The following is a 14,488-nucleotide window of genomic DNA, read 5'->3' on the forward strand; positions in this document are numbered from 1 at the left end:
CCGGGCCGCCCCTTCGACGGAGGTAACCCACGTGTCAACGGCGACAGCCATACGTCCCCCCAGGCAGCGCAAGCAGCCCAGCGTCCCGGTCCAGAAGGCCGCGAAGATCCGCAACTCCCTCTCGGAGCGGATCGCCCCCTACGCGTACGTCGCGCCCTTCTTCCTCATCTTCATCGTGTTCGGGCTCTTCCCGCTGCTCTTCACGTTCTACGTCTCGCTGTTCGACTGGAACCCGATCGGCGAGCAGACCTTCGTCGGCCTCGCGAACTTCCAGCAGCTCTTCGCCGACAGCCGGTTCTGGAACGCCCTGGTCAACACCTTCGGCATCTTCATCATCTCGACGGTGCCGCAGCTGCTCTTCGCGCTCTTCCTGGCGCACCTGCTCAACCACGCGCGATTGCGCTGGGCGAACTTCTGGCGCATGGCGCTGCTGGTGCCCTACATCACCTCCGTCGCGGCGACCGCGATCGTCTTCGCGCAGATCTTCGACAAGAACTTCGGCCTGATCAACTGGTTCCTCGGCATCTTCGGACTGCCCTCGATCAACTTCCTGGCCACCAACTACGGCTCCTGGATCGTCATCTCGACGATGGTCTTCTGGCGCTGGTTCGGCTACAACACGCTCCTCTACCTGGCGGGGCTCCAGTCGCTCCCGCGCGAGATGTTCGAAGCCGCCTCGGTCGACGGCGCCTCCAGCTGGCAGCAGTTCCGCCACCTCACCATCCCGGCGTTGCGCCCGATCATCGTCTTCACCGTGATCATGTCGACCATCGGCGGTCTGCAGATCTTCACGGAGGCGCTCCTGGTGTCTCCCGAATCGGGCCTCACCTGCGGCGCCGGCCGGCAGTGCCAGACGCTCGCGCTGTTCCTCTACGAGCAGGGCTTCGGCCAGTTCAAGTTCGGCTACGGCTCCGCGATCGGCGTCGTGCTGTTCGTGATCGTCGTGGTCGTCTCGCTGATCAACTTCTACCTGTCCACCCGCACCCGGAAGGCGGCCGTCTGATGTCCGATGTGATCGATCAGGCCCTCCCGCAGGCCCGGGCCGTCGCCACCGGCGACACCCCGAAGGTGCTCCCGAAGCGCCGCGGCAAGGGCGGCGGGGTCGGCTGGCCGACGTACGTCTTCCTCGTCGTCGCCGTGCTCGTCTCGGTGTTCCCCCTCTACTACATGTTCGTCATCGCGTCGGTCGGAGCGACCGCCGTCACGTCGATCCCGCCGCGCCTGTACCCGGGCACGAACTTCTTCGCCATCGCGGAGAAGGTGTTCGACACCGTCCCGTTCATCGCGTCGCTGTTCAACTCGCTGATCGTCTCGCTGAGCATCGCGGTCCTCTCCGCGATCCTTTGCGCGATGGCCGGCTTCGCCTTCGCGAAGCTGCAGTTCCCGGGCCGCAACGTGCTGTTCCTGATCGTGCTGCTGACCATGACGGTGCCGGCGCAGCTGAGCATCATCCCGCAGTACCTGATCGTCTCGGCCCTCGACTGGGTCGACACCCTCCAGGCGATCATCGTCCCGGGTCTGGCCAGCGCCTTCGGCATCTTCTGGATGCGCCAGCACATGTCCACGACGGTCAGCGACGAGCTGATCCAGGCGGCCCGCATCGACGGCGCCAACTCCTGGCAGCTGTTCTGGCGCATCGCCTTCCCGGTGGTCCGCCCGGCGGCGTTCGTGCTCGGGCTGATCACGTTCACCGCGGTCTGGAACGACTTCATGTGGCCGTTCATCGTGCTGAAGTCGCCGGAGCTGTTCACGGTGCAGATCGCGCTGAAGCAGCTGCAGGCCAACCGGTCGATCGACGTCGCGCTGGCGATGGGCGGGTCGTTCATGGCCACGCTGCCGCTGCTGATCGCGTTCTTCTTCGTCGGTCGCCGCATGGTGTCCGGGATCATGGACGGAGCGTTCAAGGGCTGATGCACGACGCCTCCACCACTCTCGTCCCCTCCGACCGCACCGACGAGACCGGGGATCGGAGCGGTGGTCGCGACTGGCGGGACCGCTCCCTCTCCGCGAGCGAGCGGGCCCGCCTCCTCACCGCTGAGCTCACGCTCGAGGAGAAGGCGGCCCAGCTCGGCTCCGTCTGGCTCACCGACTCCGCCGACGACTTCGCCCCGAAGCTCGAGGGCGGCCCCGAGACCGCGGCCGACCCGTTCGCCGGCGGCCTCGGCCAGCTCACCCGCGTCTTCGGCACCGAGCCCGTCTCGGTGCCGGAGGGCGTGCGCCGGCTCCGCGAGCTGCAGGAGCGGGTCGTCGGCTCGCAGCGCCTGGGCATCCCGGCGATCGCGCACGAGGAGTGCCTGACCGGGCTCGCGGCGTACGGCGCGACCGCGTTCCCCACGCCGCTCGCCTGGGCGGCCACCTTCGACGAGGAACTCGTCGGCGAGATGGCGGAGGCGATCGGCTCCGACATGCGCGCCCTCGGCATCCACCAGGGGCTCGCGCCGGTGGTCGACGTCGTGAAGGACTACCGCTGGGGCCGCGTCGAGGAGACCCTCGGCGAGGACCCGTACCTGGTCTCGCAGCTCGGCACGGCGTACGTCGCCGGGCTCGAGTCGGCGGGGATCATCGCGACGCTCAAGCACTTCGCCGGCTACGCGGCCTCCCGCGGCGCCCGCAACCACGCTCCGGTGAGCATGGGGCCGCGCGAGATCGCGGACACCGTGCTGCCGCCGTTCGAGGCTGCGCTGCGGCACGGCGGCGCGCGCAGCGTGATGACCTCGTACACCGACATCGACGGCGTGCCCAGCAGTGCGAGCCGGCACCTGCTGACCACGATCCTGCGGGAGAAGTGGGGCTTCGAGGGGACGGTCGTGGCCGACTACTGGGCCGTGCCGTTCCTCCAGACGATGCACCACGTCGCGGTCGACACCGCCGACGCGGGGCGGCTGGCGATCCGCGCCGGCGTCGACGTGGAGCTGCCGCAGACCGCGGCGTACGGCGAGCTGCCGCGGCTGATCCGCGAGCGCGTCGTCGACGAGCGCGACCTCGACCGCTCGGTCGAGCGCCACCTGCGGCACAAGTTCGAGGCCGGGCTGCTCGACGGCGGGCCGCTCGTGCCCGAGGGGGCCGAGTCGGTGGACCTCGACAGCGCGCGCAACCGGGCGATCTCGCTCCGGATCGCGGAGGAATCGGTCGTGCTGCTGCGCGACGACGACGTCCGCGGGCTGCTCGCCTCGGGCACGGTCGCGGTGGTCGGCCCGGCGGCGGACCAGTTCCGCAGCCTGGTGGGCTGCTACGCCTTCCCGAACCACGTGCTCTCCAAGCACCCGGGGCACGACCTCGGGATCGAGATCCCGACCGTGCTCACCGCCCTGCGCGCGGAGATCGGCGAGGAGCGGGTGCGCTTCGCGGCCGGCGGATCGATCACCTCCGCGGACACCTCCGCGATCGCCGAGGCCGTCGCCGTGGCGCGCTCGAGCGACGCAGCCGTGGTCGTCGTCGGCGACGTGGCCGGGCTGTTCGGCGACGGGACCTCGGGCGAGGGCTGCGACGCGGCCGACCTGCGGCTGCCGGGCGCCCAGGACGAGCTGGTCTCGGCGGTCCTCGCGACCGGCGTGCCGACCGTGCTGGTCGTGCTCTCGGGCCGGCCCTACGCGCTCGGCGCGTACGGCTCGGCGCGCGGAGTCGTGCAGGCGTTCTTCCCCGGAGCGGACGGGGCGGCCGCGGTCGCCGGGGTGCTCTCGGGACGGGTCTCGCCCACCGGGCGCCTGCCCGTGCAGATCCCGCGGCTCCCCTCGGCGTCGACGACGTACCTGCAGCCGTCGCTCGGGCTCTCGAACCCGGGGATCACCGCGCTCGACAACACGCCGCTGCACCCGTTCGGCTTCGGGCTCACGCGGGGCGCCATCGCGTACGAGGCGCTGTCCGCACCGGCCGTGCTGGCGGTGGACGGGGCGCTCGACGCCGCGGTCACCCTCCGCAACAGCGGCGAGGACACCGTCGAGGTCGTGCAGCTGTACGCCGCCTACCCGACCTCGCCCGTCGTGCGGCCGGCCGCGCAGCTGCTCGGCTACGCGCGCGTGCCGATCGCCGCGGGGGAGTCGCTGACCGTGCACTTCCACGTCGAGGCGGCGCGGCTCGCGGCGACCGGCGAGGACGGCGCGCTCAGTGTGGACCCGGGCCCGCTGCGCCTGATCGCCGGCCCGTCGGCCTCCGACGCCGCGCAGACCGCCGACGTCACCCTGACGGGCGCGCGCCGCGTGCTCGCCGAGCGCGCCCTCCGCACCCCGTGGTCGGTGACCCGAGGCTGACCCGCCGCCCGCTGGCCGAGCAGCCGCTGAGCGGCGGCCGCCTCTTTCATGCTGGTCGAGTGGCCCCGTCGGGGCGTATCGAGACCCACCCTCCCGGTGACGGCGGATCTCGATACGCGCCCTGCGGGCGCTACTCGATCAGCATGGAACGCGGGCGGGCGGCCCGGACGCGGGGCGCAAGGGGCCTGCGCCCGCCGGCCCGCGCGCCTACCGTGAACAGCAGCACCCCCGGCGCGAGGACGCGCGCGGGGCCGGACTTCTCGAGGAGAGACATGCCTGCACTGACCGACACCTTCACCCTGTCCAACGGCGTCGAGATCCCGAAGATCGGCTTCGGCACCTGGCAGATCGAGGACGGGGCCGACGCCTACGACGCGGTGACCACGGCGCTCGAGGCCGGCTACCGCCACATCGACACCGCTCGCGGCTACGGCAACGAGGCGAGCGTCGGCCGGGCGCTGCGCGACAGCGGGATCCCGCGCGACGAGGTCTTCATCACCACGAAGCTGCCCGCCGAGGTCAAGGACCACGCCGGCGCGAAGGACAGCTTCGAGACGACGATGGCGGCGCTCGAGCTCGAGCACGTCGACCTGTACCTGATCCACGCCCCGTGGCCGTGGTCGGACATGGGCTCGGACCACCGCGACGGCAACATCGCGGCCTGGAAGGCGATGGAGGAGATCTACGACTCCGGCCGCGCCCGCGCCATCGGCGTCTCCAACTTCTCCGTCGACGACCTGGAGTCGCTGATCGCGGCGACCGACGTGAAGCCGCACGCCAACCAGATCCGCTGGTTCGTCGGCAACACCCAGGACGAGACGACCGACTACTGCCGCACCAACGGCATCCTCGTCGAGGGCTACTCGCCGCTGGCGACCGGCGGCCTGCTCGAGAACTCGGACCTCGCCGACATTGCGAAGGCGAACGGCGTCTCCGTCGCGCAGCTCTGCATCCGCTACCTGCTCGAGAAGGACGTCCTGCCCCTGCCGAAGTCGACCACCCCCGCGCGCATCCGCGAGAACGCCCAGGTCGACTTCCCCCTCTCCGCCGACGACGTCGCCCGCCTCGACGCCCTCACCGACACGGAGTCCTGACCCGCCCCCAGAACTCAGAAGTTGCGGTAGTCGCGCCCGACTACCGCAACTTCTGCGCATTCGCGGCAGCACGCTGGTCGAGTAGCCGCGGAGCGGCGTATCGAGACCCACGTGTTCGAAGTCGCCCGACGTCGATCCTCGCCAAGATCACGTGCGCTTGTTCGAAGCGGTGACGCCGTCGTCATCACGAGCCGAGTCCTGATACTCGAGGGAGACGGTGATACCGAGCTCATGCATGATGCGGAACAGTCTTCGCGCGTAGAGCGTCGGCTGCCCGGTCTCCAGGTTCACGACGTATTCACGCGACAGGCCGATCCGTTCCGCGAGCTCGGTCTGACTCAGGCCGGACTCCTCGCGTACAGCGCGGACGATCGAGGCGAGATCGCTCGCCTTGCGAGCCTTGATGGTCGGCACGGCTCCTCCTGAGGTCTCGAGTGCGACTCGTGTCGCACCTCAGCTGTGGGTATTTCCTCACAATACGCTCCTGTGAGGAAAAATGCACAGTCCTCCTTTGTGTGGAAATCCTCACACTGTGGTTGTACGAGGACTTTCCGGTACAGCCGCGGAGCGGCTCCCGTTTTGCTGGTCGAGTAGCCGCGCAGCGGCGTATCGAGACCCGGCGACTCGGCGGTGGTGGATCTCGATACGCGCCCTGCGGGCGCTACTCGATCAGCATGGGCAGCGCCGCGCCCCCCCCTTCTCCCGAGAACGAGGAGTGGGCGGGGGCGGGGCGGGCCGGCGGGTCAGGCGAAGCGGAGCAGGTGGGCGCCGTGGGGCTCCAGGGTGAGGGCGACCGCGCCGTCGGCGACGGGGAGGGGGTCGCCCGTCCAGGCGTCGACGGGGGCGCCGGTGCAGCCGAGGTCGGCGAGGTGCGCGGAGTACTCGCGCGGGGAGTCGCCGAGCCAGAAGACGCCGCGCCACTGGACGTCGCCCTGCCAGGCGCTCCAGACGACGAGGCCGCCGTCGCGGACGATCTCGCGGCTGCCCTCGCTGGACAGCAGGGCCAGGACGTCGTCGTTCGTCAGCAGCGCGAGCGTCTCGGGCGGGGTGTCCGGCAGGTGCCCGCCCATCATCAGCGGCGACCGCAGCAGGCACCAGAGCGTCACGAGCGTGCGCTGCTCGGCGGGGGTGAACCGCGAGAGGCGGTCCTCGCCCACGTGCGCCCGCACGCCGATCCGGCCCAGCGGCAGCATGTCGGCGTCGGCCCACGCGCCCGGCCGCTGGTGCGGCGCCCAGCGCGCGGCGCGCTGGAACTGCTCCTGCAGGTGCCCCCAGTCGTCCCAGAAGTCGTCCGAGATCCGCCACATCTGCGCGGTGTCGCGGAGCAGGTCCAGGTTCTCCAGCGAGAGCTGCTTGCCCGGCGAGAGGCTCAGCACCATCGGCCGGCCGGTCGCGTCGATCGCGCGGGAGAGCGCGGCGATCTCGTCGGCCTGGATCGGCGGGTAGAGCACGTCGTCGAGCTTGACGAAGTCGACGCCCCACGACGCCAGCTGCGCCATCACCGAGTCGTAGTACTGCTGCGCGCCCGGCACGGTCATGTCGACGCCGTAGTCGTCCGGGTTCCACGGGCAGACGTTCCCGCGGTCGGCGATGTCGGCGCAGGTCGCGTCGGAGCCGAGGATCGGCAGCCCGAGCTCGGCGGCCCGGCGGGGCACGCCGCGCATCAGGTGCACGCCGAAGCGCAGCCCGAGGGCGTGCACGCGCGCGGCCAGCGCGGTGAAGCCTCCGGTCGCCGCGGAGGGGAAGCGCCCCACCGCGGGCTGCGGCCGTCCCCAGTCGTCCAGGACCGGCTCCGACACCGCCTGGTAGTCGCTCGTGCCGGGGTCCGGCTCGTACCACTGGATGTCGACGACGACCGTGTCCCAGCCGTGCGGGAGCAGGTGCTCGGCGAGGTACTCGGCGTTGGCCAGCACCTCGTCCTCGGTGACGGAGGAGCCGAAGCAGTCCCAGCTGTTCCAGCCCATCGGCGGGCGGCGGGCGGCCTCGGTGCGCGTCGCGATCATGCCTCCGACCCTGCCACGAGCGCGCCCGCCGCGTCCCCGACGAGCTCCAGCGACACCGTCGCGAAGGAGTGCGGCGGCAGCGTCACCCGCAGCCCCGTCGCCGTGGTCTCCAGCCCCTCGAGCGCGACCGGGCTGACCGCGTCGGCGTCGCCCGGCCGATTGTGCGCCTGGGGCGAGTCGGCGGTGAGGAGCCGCCCCGTCGCTCCGGTCACGGAACCGCCGCGGAAGGACAGCTCGATCTCCAGCGGCTCGTCCAGGTCGACGTTGGTCATCGAGACCAGCACGCGCCCGTCCTTCACCGAGGCGGACGCGGAGGCGAGCGCGATCTCGCGCCCGTCGACCGCGTGGGTCGGCCCGGCGACCGTGGTCGGCAGTACCGTCGCGTCCTGGTGCCCCTTGTTCATCTCGAACACGTGATAGGTGGGCGTGCGCACCATCTCGCCGCCGTCGGGGTCGGTGAGCAGCATCGCCTGCAGCACGTTGACGGTCTGCGCGATGTTCGCCATCGATAGCCGGTCGGCGAAGGCGTGGAAGACGTCGAAGTGGATTCCCGCGACCATCGCGTCGCGGATGGTGTTCTGCTGGAAGAGGAAGCCCGGGTGCGTGCCCGGCTCCACGTCCCACCAGGTGCCCCACTCGTCGAGCACCATCCCGTACTTCTTCTCGGGGTCGTGCACGTCCATCACGGCGGCGTGCGAGCGCAGCAGCTCCTCGATGCCCTGCGCGGCGACGATCGTGCTCCAGTAGGTGTCCGCGTCGAAGTCGGTCGCGCTGCCCTTCGCGTGCCAGCTGCCGCCGATCGTGTAGTAGTGCACCGAGACCGACTCCCACGGCACGGAGGAGAAGGGGTGCCCCTCGATCTCGGGGATCACCTCCATCAGCGTCTGCGTCCAGTGCGTGTCCGCGCCGTCGGCGCCGGCCGCGATGCGGTGCAGCGGCACGTCGTTGCCGCTCTGCACGAAGGTGCCGAACTGGCGGGCGAGGTCGGCGTAGGCGCCGGCGCGCATGTTGCCGCCGCAGCCCCAGGTCTCGTTGCCGAGGCCCCAGTAGCGGACGGTCCACGGCTCCTCGCGGCCGTGCGAGCGGCGCAGGTCCGCCATCGGCGACTTCCCGGAGCCGGTGAGGTACTCGACCCAGTCGGCCATCTCCTGCACGGTGCCGGAGCCGATGTTGCCGGAGATGTAGGCGTCGGCGCCGAGCAGCTCGCAGAGCGCCATGAACTCGTGGGTGCCGAAGGAGTTGTCCTCGGCGACCCCGCCCCACTGGGTGTTGATCAGGCCGGGGCGCTCCTCGCGCGGGCCGATCCCGTTGGTCCAGTGGTAGCGGTCGGCGAAGCAGCCGCCCGGCCAGCGGAGGTTGGGGATGTCGAGGGCGCGCAGGGCCTCGACGACGTCCAGGCGGATCCCGCCGGCGTTCGGGACGGGCGAGTCCTCGCCGACCCAGAAGCCGTCGTAGATGCAGCGGCCGAGGTGCTCGGCGAAGTGGCCGTAGACGTGCTTGCTGATGGTGGCGCCGGGCCGGTCGAGGTCGACGGTGACGGTGGTGTTCACGGGGTGCTCCAGGGTGGTGGTGGGCGAGTCGGCAGCGGTCGGGGCGGCGGCGCTCACGCGTCGGCGCTCACGCGGCGCCGCTCACGCGTCGACGCGGACGAGCCGCAGGACGATCGCGCGGTCGGCGTGGAAGGTCGGCAGGTCCAGGCCCGCCTCGCCCAGCAGGCTCCCCGAGTAGGCGGGGGCCGGGGCGTCGGAGTCGAGCGGCACGGTCGCCTCCAGCCAGCGCGGGCTCTGCCAGGGCGGGCCGAGCGAGCCGGGGCGCGCGGCCTCGACGCGGTAGCGGGCCCGCGGGTCCAGGCCCGGGAGGCGGACGCGGCGGCGCGAGTCCGCCGTCAGCGCCGGCGTGACCAGCGTGTAGAGCGCCTCGGAGCCGTCGATCGCGACGACACCGCGCAGCGACGGCGCGTCGGGATCGGAGTCGCCACTGCCGACGACCCGGCCCGTCGCGATGAGCCCGCGGTGCTCGCGGTACGCCGCGATCCAGCCGGCCAGCACCGGCTCCTCCTCGGCGTCCAGCTCGCGGAGGTCCCACTCGATGCCGAAGTGGCCGAGGAAGGCGATCGCGCAGCGGGTGTGCAGATCGCTGGTGCGCCCGGTGACGGAGTTGACCGGCGAGGCGACGTGCGAGCCGAGCATCTCCGGCGGCACGAGCAGCCCGGTCCAGCGCAGCATCCGCGAGCGGTCCAGCGGGTCCTGGTTGTCGGAGGTGTGCACGCGGTCGGTGCGCTCGAGGATCCCGAGGTCGACGCGGCCGCCGCCGGAGGCGCAGCTCTCGATCTCGAGCTCGGGGTGCCGCTCGCGCAGCTCGTCGATCAGCCGGTAGAGCGCGAGCGTCTGCTCGTGCACAGCGGCGGTGCCGGTGGCGGGGTGGCCGGCGTCGATCAGATCGCGGTTGTGGTCCCACTTCAGGTACGCGACGCCGAGGTCGGCGACCAGCCCGTCGAGCACGCCGAGGAGGTGCGCGAACGCGTCCGGGTTCGTCAGGTCGAGCACCTGCTGGAAGCGGAAGCGGGGCGGCAGCTCCTCGCGAGCGCGCAGGATCCAGTCGGGGTGCGCGCGGGCGAGGTCGGAGTCCTCGTTGATCATCTCGGGCTCGACCCAGAGGCCGAACTCCATGCCCCGGCTGCGGACGTGCTCGGCCAGCGGGAGGAGGCCGTCCGGCCAGGAGACGGGGTCGGGCGTCCAGTCGCCGAGGCCCGCGCGGTCGTCGCTGCGGCCGAGGAACCAGCCGTCGTCGAGCACGTAGCGCTCGACCCCCAGGGCGGCGGCGCGGTCGGCCAGCTCGGCGAGGGTCGCGAAGTCCTGCTCGAAGTAGACCGCCTCCCAGACGTTGAGGGTGACCGGGCGCGGGCGTCGGAAGGAGCGTGAGACTCCGCGGAGGTAGGCGTGGAAGCGGGCGGCGGCGGCGTCGAGGCCGACACCGAAGCTGCCGGAGATCCAGGGGGAGGAGTAGCTCTCGCCGCTCGCGAGGCGCACCTCGCCGGGCAGGAGCAGCTCGCCGCCGCGGAAGGCGAGCCAGCCGTCGCCGCGCTCGACGGCGTGCTCGTGGTTGCCGCCGATGCCGACGTGGCAGAGCCAGACCTTGCCGTCGGCCGCGTCGAAGCCGGGGGTGCCGATCGCGACGACCGTCGTCGCGTCCAGGCCCGTGCGGCCGCGCCGCGAGGAGCGCGAGTGGCTGCCGGTGACGACGGGGTGGCGCTGCGGGATCTTCTCGGTGCCCCAGCGGCCGGAGAAGTCCAGGATCTCGCGGGCCTCGGTCGGGATCCGCAGGGCGGGGTCGACGCCGATCACCTCGAGGTGCCCGGTGCCGTCGTTGCGGACGGACACGCGCGTCCGAAGCAGTCCCGCGGGCGAGAGAACGATCTCCAGCACGACCCCGATTCCGGCCTGCGCGTCGTGCGCCTCGACCGTCACGGCGGCGCTGCCGGGCTGCACGACGGCGCCCTCCGCGAGGGCCTCGCCGGCCACCGAGACGGCGTCCACGGTGAGTCGCGGCGCCCAGCCGGCGCCCTCGCGGTGCACCCGGAGGCCGGGCAGGCCGGCCCAGCCGAAGGTGTGCTCGGGGAGGATCCCGGGCTCGTAGGGCACGTCGGAACCGCCGTCCATCCCCGTCCTCTCGGGGGTTCTTGCGAAACCGGCGAGGTCGTCGTCGCTCGCCTCGATCCGCGGACCCCAGTGCAGCAGGACGGGCAGGTCACCTCCCGACTGAGTGAGGAGGGCGGACACGTCATCGGCGACGAGATGGATCACTCTCGGGGATTGCATGATGACATTCCTACCGTCGATCCTGGTCTGAGTACAGTGAGAGATCGATCTCGACCGCCGGCGATCCCGTCGTCGTCCCGCTCACTGCAGATCCACCCCGCTTCGATCCACCCACCCCGATCACTCACCGCCGAGGAGCATCCATGCCGCTGACCCACCCGGCCCCGCACGAGTCCCGCCTGGAGCGCGGGGTGCTCGACGCCCGGCGGCGGCTCAACCGCGACTACCTGCTCTCGCTGACCGACGAGGGGCTGCTGCAGAACTTCCGCATCGAGGCCGGGATCGGCGACCAGGGCTGGCACCTGCACCCGTCCCAGGAGTCGCGCGAGGCCCGCGGTCTCGACCGGCACTGGGGCTGGGAGACGCCCGGCTCGCAGCTGCGCGGCCACTTCCTCGGCCACTGGCTCTCGGCCGCGGCGCGCGAGGTCGCGGTCACCGGCGACCCGCTGCTCCGCGTCCGGATCGACTCCGTGCTCGACGGCCTCGAGCGCTGCCAGGAGGAGAACGGCGGCGGCTGGATCTGGGCGATCCCGCGCGGCTACCTCGACCGCCTGGCGACCGGCCGCCCGATCTGGGCGCCGCAGTACGCGATGCACAAGCTGCTGATGGGCCTGGTCGACCTGCACCTCGACCTCGGCGACGAGCGGGCGCTCCGGATGGCGCGGGCGGCGACGACCCCGCTGCTGGAGTGGGTCCGCGGCTTCGACGACGACGCGTTCCAGGAGATCCTCGAGGTCGAGACCGGCGGCATGCTCGAGGTCTGGGCCGACCTCCTCGCGATCACCGGCGCCCCCGTCTACGCCGAGCTGCTCGAGCGCTACGACCGCCGCTCGCTCTTCGAGGGTCTGCTCGAGGGCCGTGACGTGCTCACCAACATGCACGCCAACACCACGATCCCCGAGGTGCTCGGCGCCGCCCGCGCCTACGAGGTCACCGGGGACGAGCGCTGGCGGCGGATCGTCGAGGCCTACTGGGAGCAGGCGGTCGTCCTCCGCGGCACCTTCTGCACCGGCGGTCAGACCTCCGGCGAGATCTGGACGCCGCCGTTCGAGTTCGCCGCCCGCCGCGGCGAGAAGACGCAGGAGCACTGCACGGTCTACAACATGATCCGGCTGGCCGACGTGCTGCTGCGCTGGACCGGCGACCTCGCCTACGCCGACTACATCGAGCGCAACCTCTGGAACGGCCTGCTCGCCCAGCAGAACCCGAGGACCGGGATGGTCGCCTACTTCCTCCCGCTCGAGGGCGGCGCCCGCAAGGACTGGGGCAGCCCGACCGAGGACTTCTGGTGCTGCCACGGCACGCTGGTGCAGGCGCACACCCGCCACTCCGGTCTCGTCTTCTACCGAGGCGGCGACGCCGAGCTGACGATCGCGCAGCACGTCGACGCGAGCGTCCGCGTGGCGACCGCCGCGGGCGAGGCGTCCGTGCGGGTCGAGGTGCTCGACAACGCCGGCTACGTGGGGCCGGACGCGAACGCGGGGGCCGCGGGCGACGCGCACCGGCCCTCCGCCTCGCGGATCCGCATCGAGGTGGAGTCAGCGGAGGGGGTCGCGCTGCAGGTGCGGATCCGGGTGCCGGAGTGGACCGTCGGCGAGCCCGGTGTCGCGGGCGACACCACTCGGGTCGAGCGCCTCGACGGGGTGCTGCTGCTGACGCACCCCGGGGGCCGCACGAGCGTCGACCTCGCCTTCGGCACCGAGATCCGCGCCGTGCCGATCCCGGACGAGCCCGGCACCGTCGCGTTCGTCGAGGGGCCGGTCGTGCTGGCCGGCCTCGTCGACCGCGAGGTGAGCCTGCTCGGCCGCGTCGAGGACGCCCCCGCCCTGCTCGCCCCGGACAACGAGCGGCAGTGGACCCAGTGGCTGCGCGGCTACCGCACCCTCGGCCAGCCCGCCGCGATCCGCTTCCGGCCTCTGCACGAGGTCGTCGACGAACCCTTCTCGCTCTACTTCCCGGTCTCGACCGGGAGCCGATGAACAGGACCCTCTCCGTGACCTGCGCTCCGCGCTCATGACCGCCTCCACCGCTTCCGCCACCCGGGTGATGCCCCGCGGCCGGCTGCTGCTGCCGATCTTCGCGATGCTGGTCGGCTTCGGGCCGCTCACCATCGACCTGGTGCTGCCCTTCCTGCCGACGCTGCAGGACGACCTCGGCGTCTCGGTCGCGACCGCCCAGCTGGTCGTCACCGGCGCGACCTTCGGCTTCGCGGCCGGCCAGCTGATCTCCGGTCCGCTCAGCGACGCGGTCGGCCGCAAGTGGCCGCTCGGCGTCTCGGCGGCGCTGCACATCGCGGCGAGCCTCGTCGCGGCGATGACCTCGGACACGGCGGTGCTGCTCCCGGCCCGCTTCGTCCAGGGCGCCGCCTGCACCGCGGCCGGGGTGGTCGTCACCGCGATCGTCCGCGACCTCTACAGCGGCAAGCGGCTCGTGACGATGCTCGCGAACCTCGCCGTCATCGTCTCGGTCTTCCCGATCCTGGTGCCCTCCGTCGGCGCGCAGCTGACCAAGGTGATCGACTGGCGCGGCTCCTTCCTCGCGGTCGCCGCCTGGGGGGCTCTCGCGACCGTCATCGCGCTGCTGGTGCTGCCCGAGACGCTGCCCCGCGAGCGGCGGCACCAGGGCGGGCTCGGCCCGTCGCTGCGGAACTCCTTCGGGATGCTGAGGCGGCCACGGGTGCTGGCGCTCGCCGCCGCCTCCGCCGCGGGCTGGTCGGTCGGCTTCGCCTACCTGGCCACCGCGCCGTTCCTCTACACCAACGTCTACGCGGTGGGGCCGGACCTCTACGGGCTGCTGTTCCTGGTCACCTCGCTCGTGACGATCGCGGTCGGGCAGACGACCGGCCGGGTGATCGTGCCGCGGTTCGGGCCCCGCTTCGCGATGTTCGCGTCCGCGATCGTCACGGGCCTCGGCGCCGTCGTGGTCGCGGTGCTCGCCCTCGCCGGGACGCAGCCGCTGCTCGTCGTCGTCGGCGCGCTGACCTTCGCGCTCGCGGGGCGCTCGCTCGGCTTCGCGCCGGTGCAGTACCTCTCGCTCCAGGGCCCGTCGAGCGAGGCGGGCAGCGTCACCGCGATCCTCGGCACGGTCAGCTTCACCGCGGCAGGCCTGGTGATGCCGGTGATGGGCGCGTGGGCCGAGATCTCGCTGATCCCGTTCGCGATCCTCCTGCTCGTCGCGGCGCTCGTCGAGGGCGGAGTGGCGCTGCTGTTCCGGCCGGGGTCGCGGCGCTTCGATCCGGGCGCGCGGCGGCTCGAGGACGAGCCGGGGCCGGCGGAGTCGACCAGCCCCGCGGCCGACCTCCGCACGCACGACGAGAAGCACTGACA

Annotated in this window: 10 protein-coding genes; 6 read left to right on the plus strand and 4 right to left on the minus strand. The window is 72.0% G+C overall.

The features are described from left to right. Window positions 1–31 precede the first annotated feature (31 nt). The 4 genes from EDF22_RS19610 to EDF22_RS19625 all read left to right on the plus strand — a co-directional run bounded on the left by EDF22_RS19610 (window position 32) and on the right by EDF22_RS19625 (window position 5,341). The gene (locus tag EDF22_RS19610; protein ID WP_221180979.1) at window positions 32–1,003 is read left to right on the plus strand and encodes a carbohydrate ABC transporter permease; all 972 of its coding nucleotides are present in this window, start codon (window positions 32–34) and stop codon (window positions 1,001–1,003) included. Next, window positions 1,003–1,911: a carbohydrate ABC transporter permease gene (locus EDF22_RS19615; RefSeq protein WP_123706487.1), complete on the plus strand. Its 909-nt coding sequence runs from the start codon at window positions 1,003–1,005 to the stop codon at window positions 1,909–1,911. Before EDF22_RS19610 ends, EDF22_RS19615 begins: the two co-directional genes overlap by 1 nt. Continuing rightward, the gene (locus EDF22_RS19620; RefSeq protein ID WP_123706488.1) at window positions 1,911–4,247 is read left to right on the plus strand and encodes a glycoside hydrolase family 3 N-terminal domain-containing protein; all 2,337 of its coding nucleotides are present in this window, start codon (window positions 1,911–1,913) and stop codon (window positions 4,245–4,247) included. Before EDF22_RS19615 ends, EDF22_RS19620 begins: the two co-directional genes overlap by 1 nt. Before the next feature lie 272 nt (window positions 4,248–4,519). After that, window positions 4,520–5,341, plus strand: coding sequence for an aldo/keto reductase (locus tag EDF22_RS19625; protein WP_123706489.1), 822 nt, complete (start codon window positions 4,520–4,522; stop codon window positions 5,339–5,341). 147 nt (window positions 5,342–5,488) lie between these two features. On the opposite strand, the gene EDF22_RS19630 is transcribed toward EDF22_RS19625, so the two are convergent. From EDF22_RS19630 to EDF22_RS19640, 4 genes are all read right to left on the minus strand, one after another. Continuing rightward, a complete protein-coding gene (locus EDF22_RS19630) occupies window positions 5,489–5,755 on the minus strand; it encodes a helix-turn-helix domain-containing protein (protein ID WP_123706490.1) in 267 nt (88 codons plus the stop codon). A 329-nt stretch (window positions 5,756–6,084) separates the two neighbouring features. Beyond that, on the minus strand, window positions 6,085–7,344 hold the full coding sequence (locus EDF22_RS19635; protein ID WP_260303575.1) for a glycoside hydrolase family 27 protein: 1,260 nt from the start codon (window positions 7,342–7,344) through the stop codon (window positions 6,085–6,087). After that, window positions 7,341–8,951: an alpha-N-arabinofuranosidase gene (locus EDF22_RS21020; RefSeq protein WP_397460177.1), complete on the minus strand. Its 1,611-nt coding sequence runs from the start codon at window positions 8,949–8,951 to the stop codon at window positions 7,341–7,343. Before EDF22_RS21020 ends, EDF22_RS19635 begins: the two co-directional genes overlap by 4 nt. 24 nt (window positions 8,952–8,975) lie before the next feature. Further along, window positions 8,976–11,162 carry an alpha-galactosidase gene (locus EDF22_RS19640; RefSeq protein WP_123706491.1) on the minus strand — a complete coding sequence of 729 codons (2,187 nt, stop codon included), beginning with the start codon at window positions 11,160–11,162 and terminating at the stop codon, window positions 8,976–8,978. A 143-nt stretch (window positions 11,163–11,305) separates the two neighbouring features. Between EDF22_RS19640 and EDF22_RS19645 the strand changes: the two genes are divergently transcribed. Beyond that, window positions 11,306–13,141 carry a beta-L-arabinofuranosidase domain-containing protein gene (locus EDF22_RS19645; RefSeq protein ID WP_123706492.1) on the plus strand — a complete coding sequence of 612 codons (1,836 nt, stop codon included), beginning with the start codon at window positions 11,306–11,308 and terminating at the stop codon, window positions 13,139–13,141. 34 nt (window positions 13,142–13,175) lie between these two features. Then, window positions 13,176–14,486 (plus strand): MFS transporter, encoded by a 1,311-nt coding sequence (locus tag EDF22_RS19650; protein WP_123706493.1) that lies wholly within the window; start codon window positions 13,176–13,178, stop codon window positions 14,484–14,486. The last annotated feature ends 2 nt before the right edge of the window (window positions 14,487–14,488 follow it).

Origin of the sequence: Rathayibacter sp. PhB127, assembly GCF_003751665.1 — a bacterium.
GTDB classification, from domain to species: domain Bacteria; phylum Actinomycetota; class Actinomycetes; order Actinomycetales; family Microbacteriaceae; genus Rathayibacter; species Rathayibacter festucae.

What these genes read in the sequence shown, in the direction of transcription:
- EDF22_RS19615 (WP_123706487.1), top strand. Translation starts at nt 1,003, where the DNA reads ATGTCCGATGTGATCGATCAGGCCCTCCCGCAGGCCCGGGCCGTCGCC.
- EDF22_RS19620 (WP_123706488.1), top strand. Translation starts at nt 1,911, where the DNA reads ATGCACGACGCCTCCACCACTCTCGTCCCCTCCGACCGCACCGACGAG.
- EDF22_RS19625 (WP_123706489.1), top strand. Translation starts at nt 4,520, where the DNA reads ATGCCTGCACTGACCGACACCTTCACCCTGTCCAACGGCGTCGAGATC.
- EDF22_RS19635 (WP_260303575.1), bottom strand. Translation starts at nt 7,344, where the DNA reads ATGATCGCGACGCGCACCGAGGCCGCCCGCCGCCCGCCGATGGGCTGG.
- EDF22_RS19640 (WP_123706491.1), bottom strand. Translation starts at nt 11,162, where the DNA reads ATGCAATCCCCGAGAGTGATCCATCTCGTCGCCGATGACGTGTCCGCC.
- EDF22_RS19645 (WP_123706492.1), top strand. Translation starts at nt 11,306, where the DNA reads ATGCCGCTGACCCACCCGGCCCCGCACGAGTCCCGCCTGGAGCGCGGG.
- EDF22_RS19650 (WP_123706493.1), top strand. Translation starts at nt 13,176, where the DNA reads ATGACCGCCTCCACCGCTTCCGCCACCCGGGTGATGCCCCGCGGCCGG.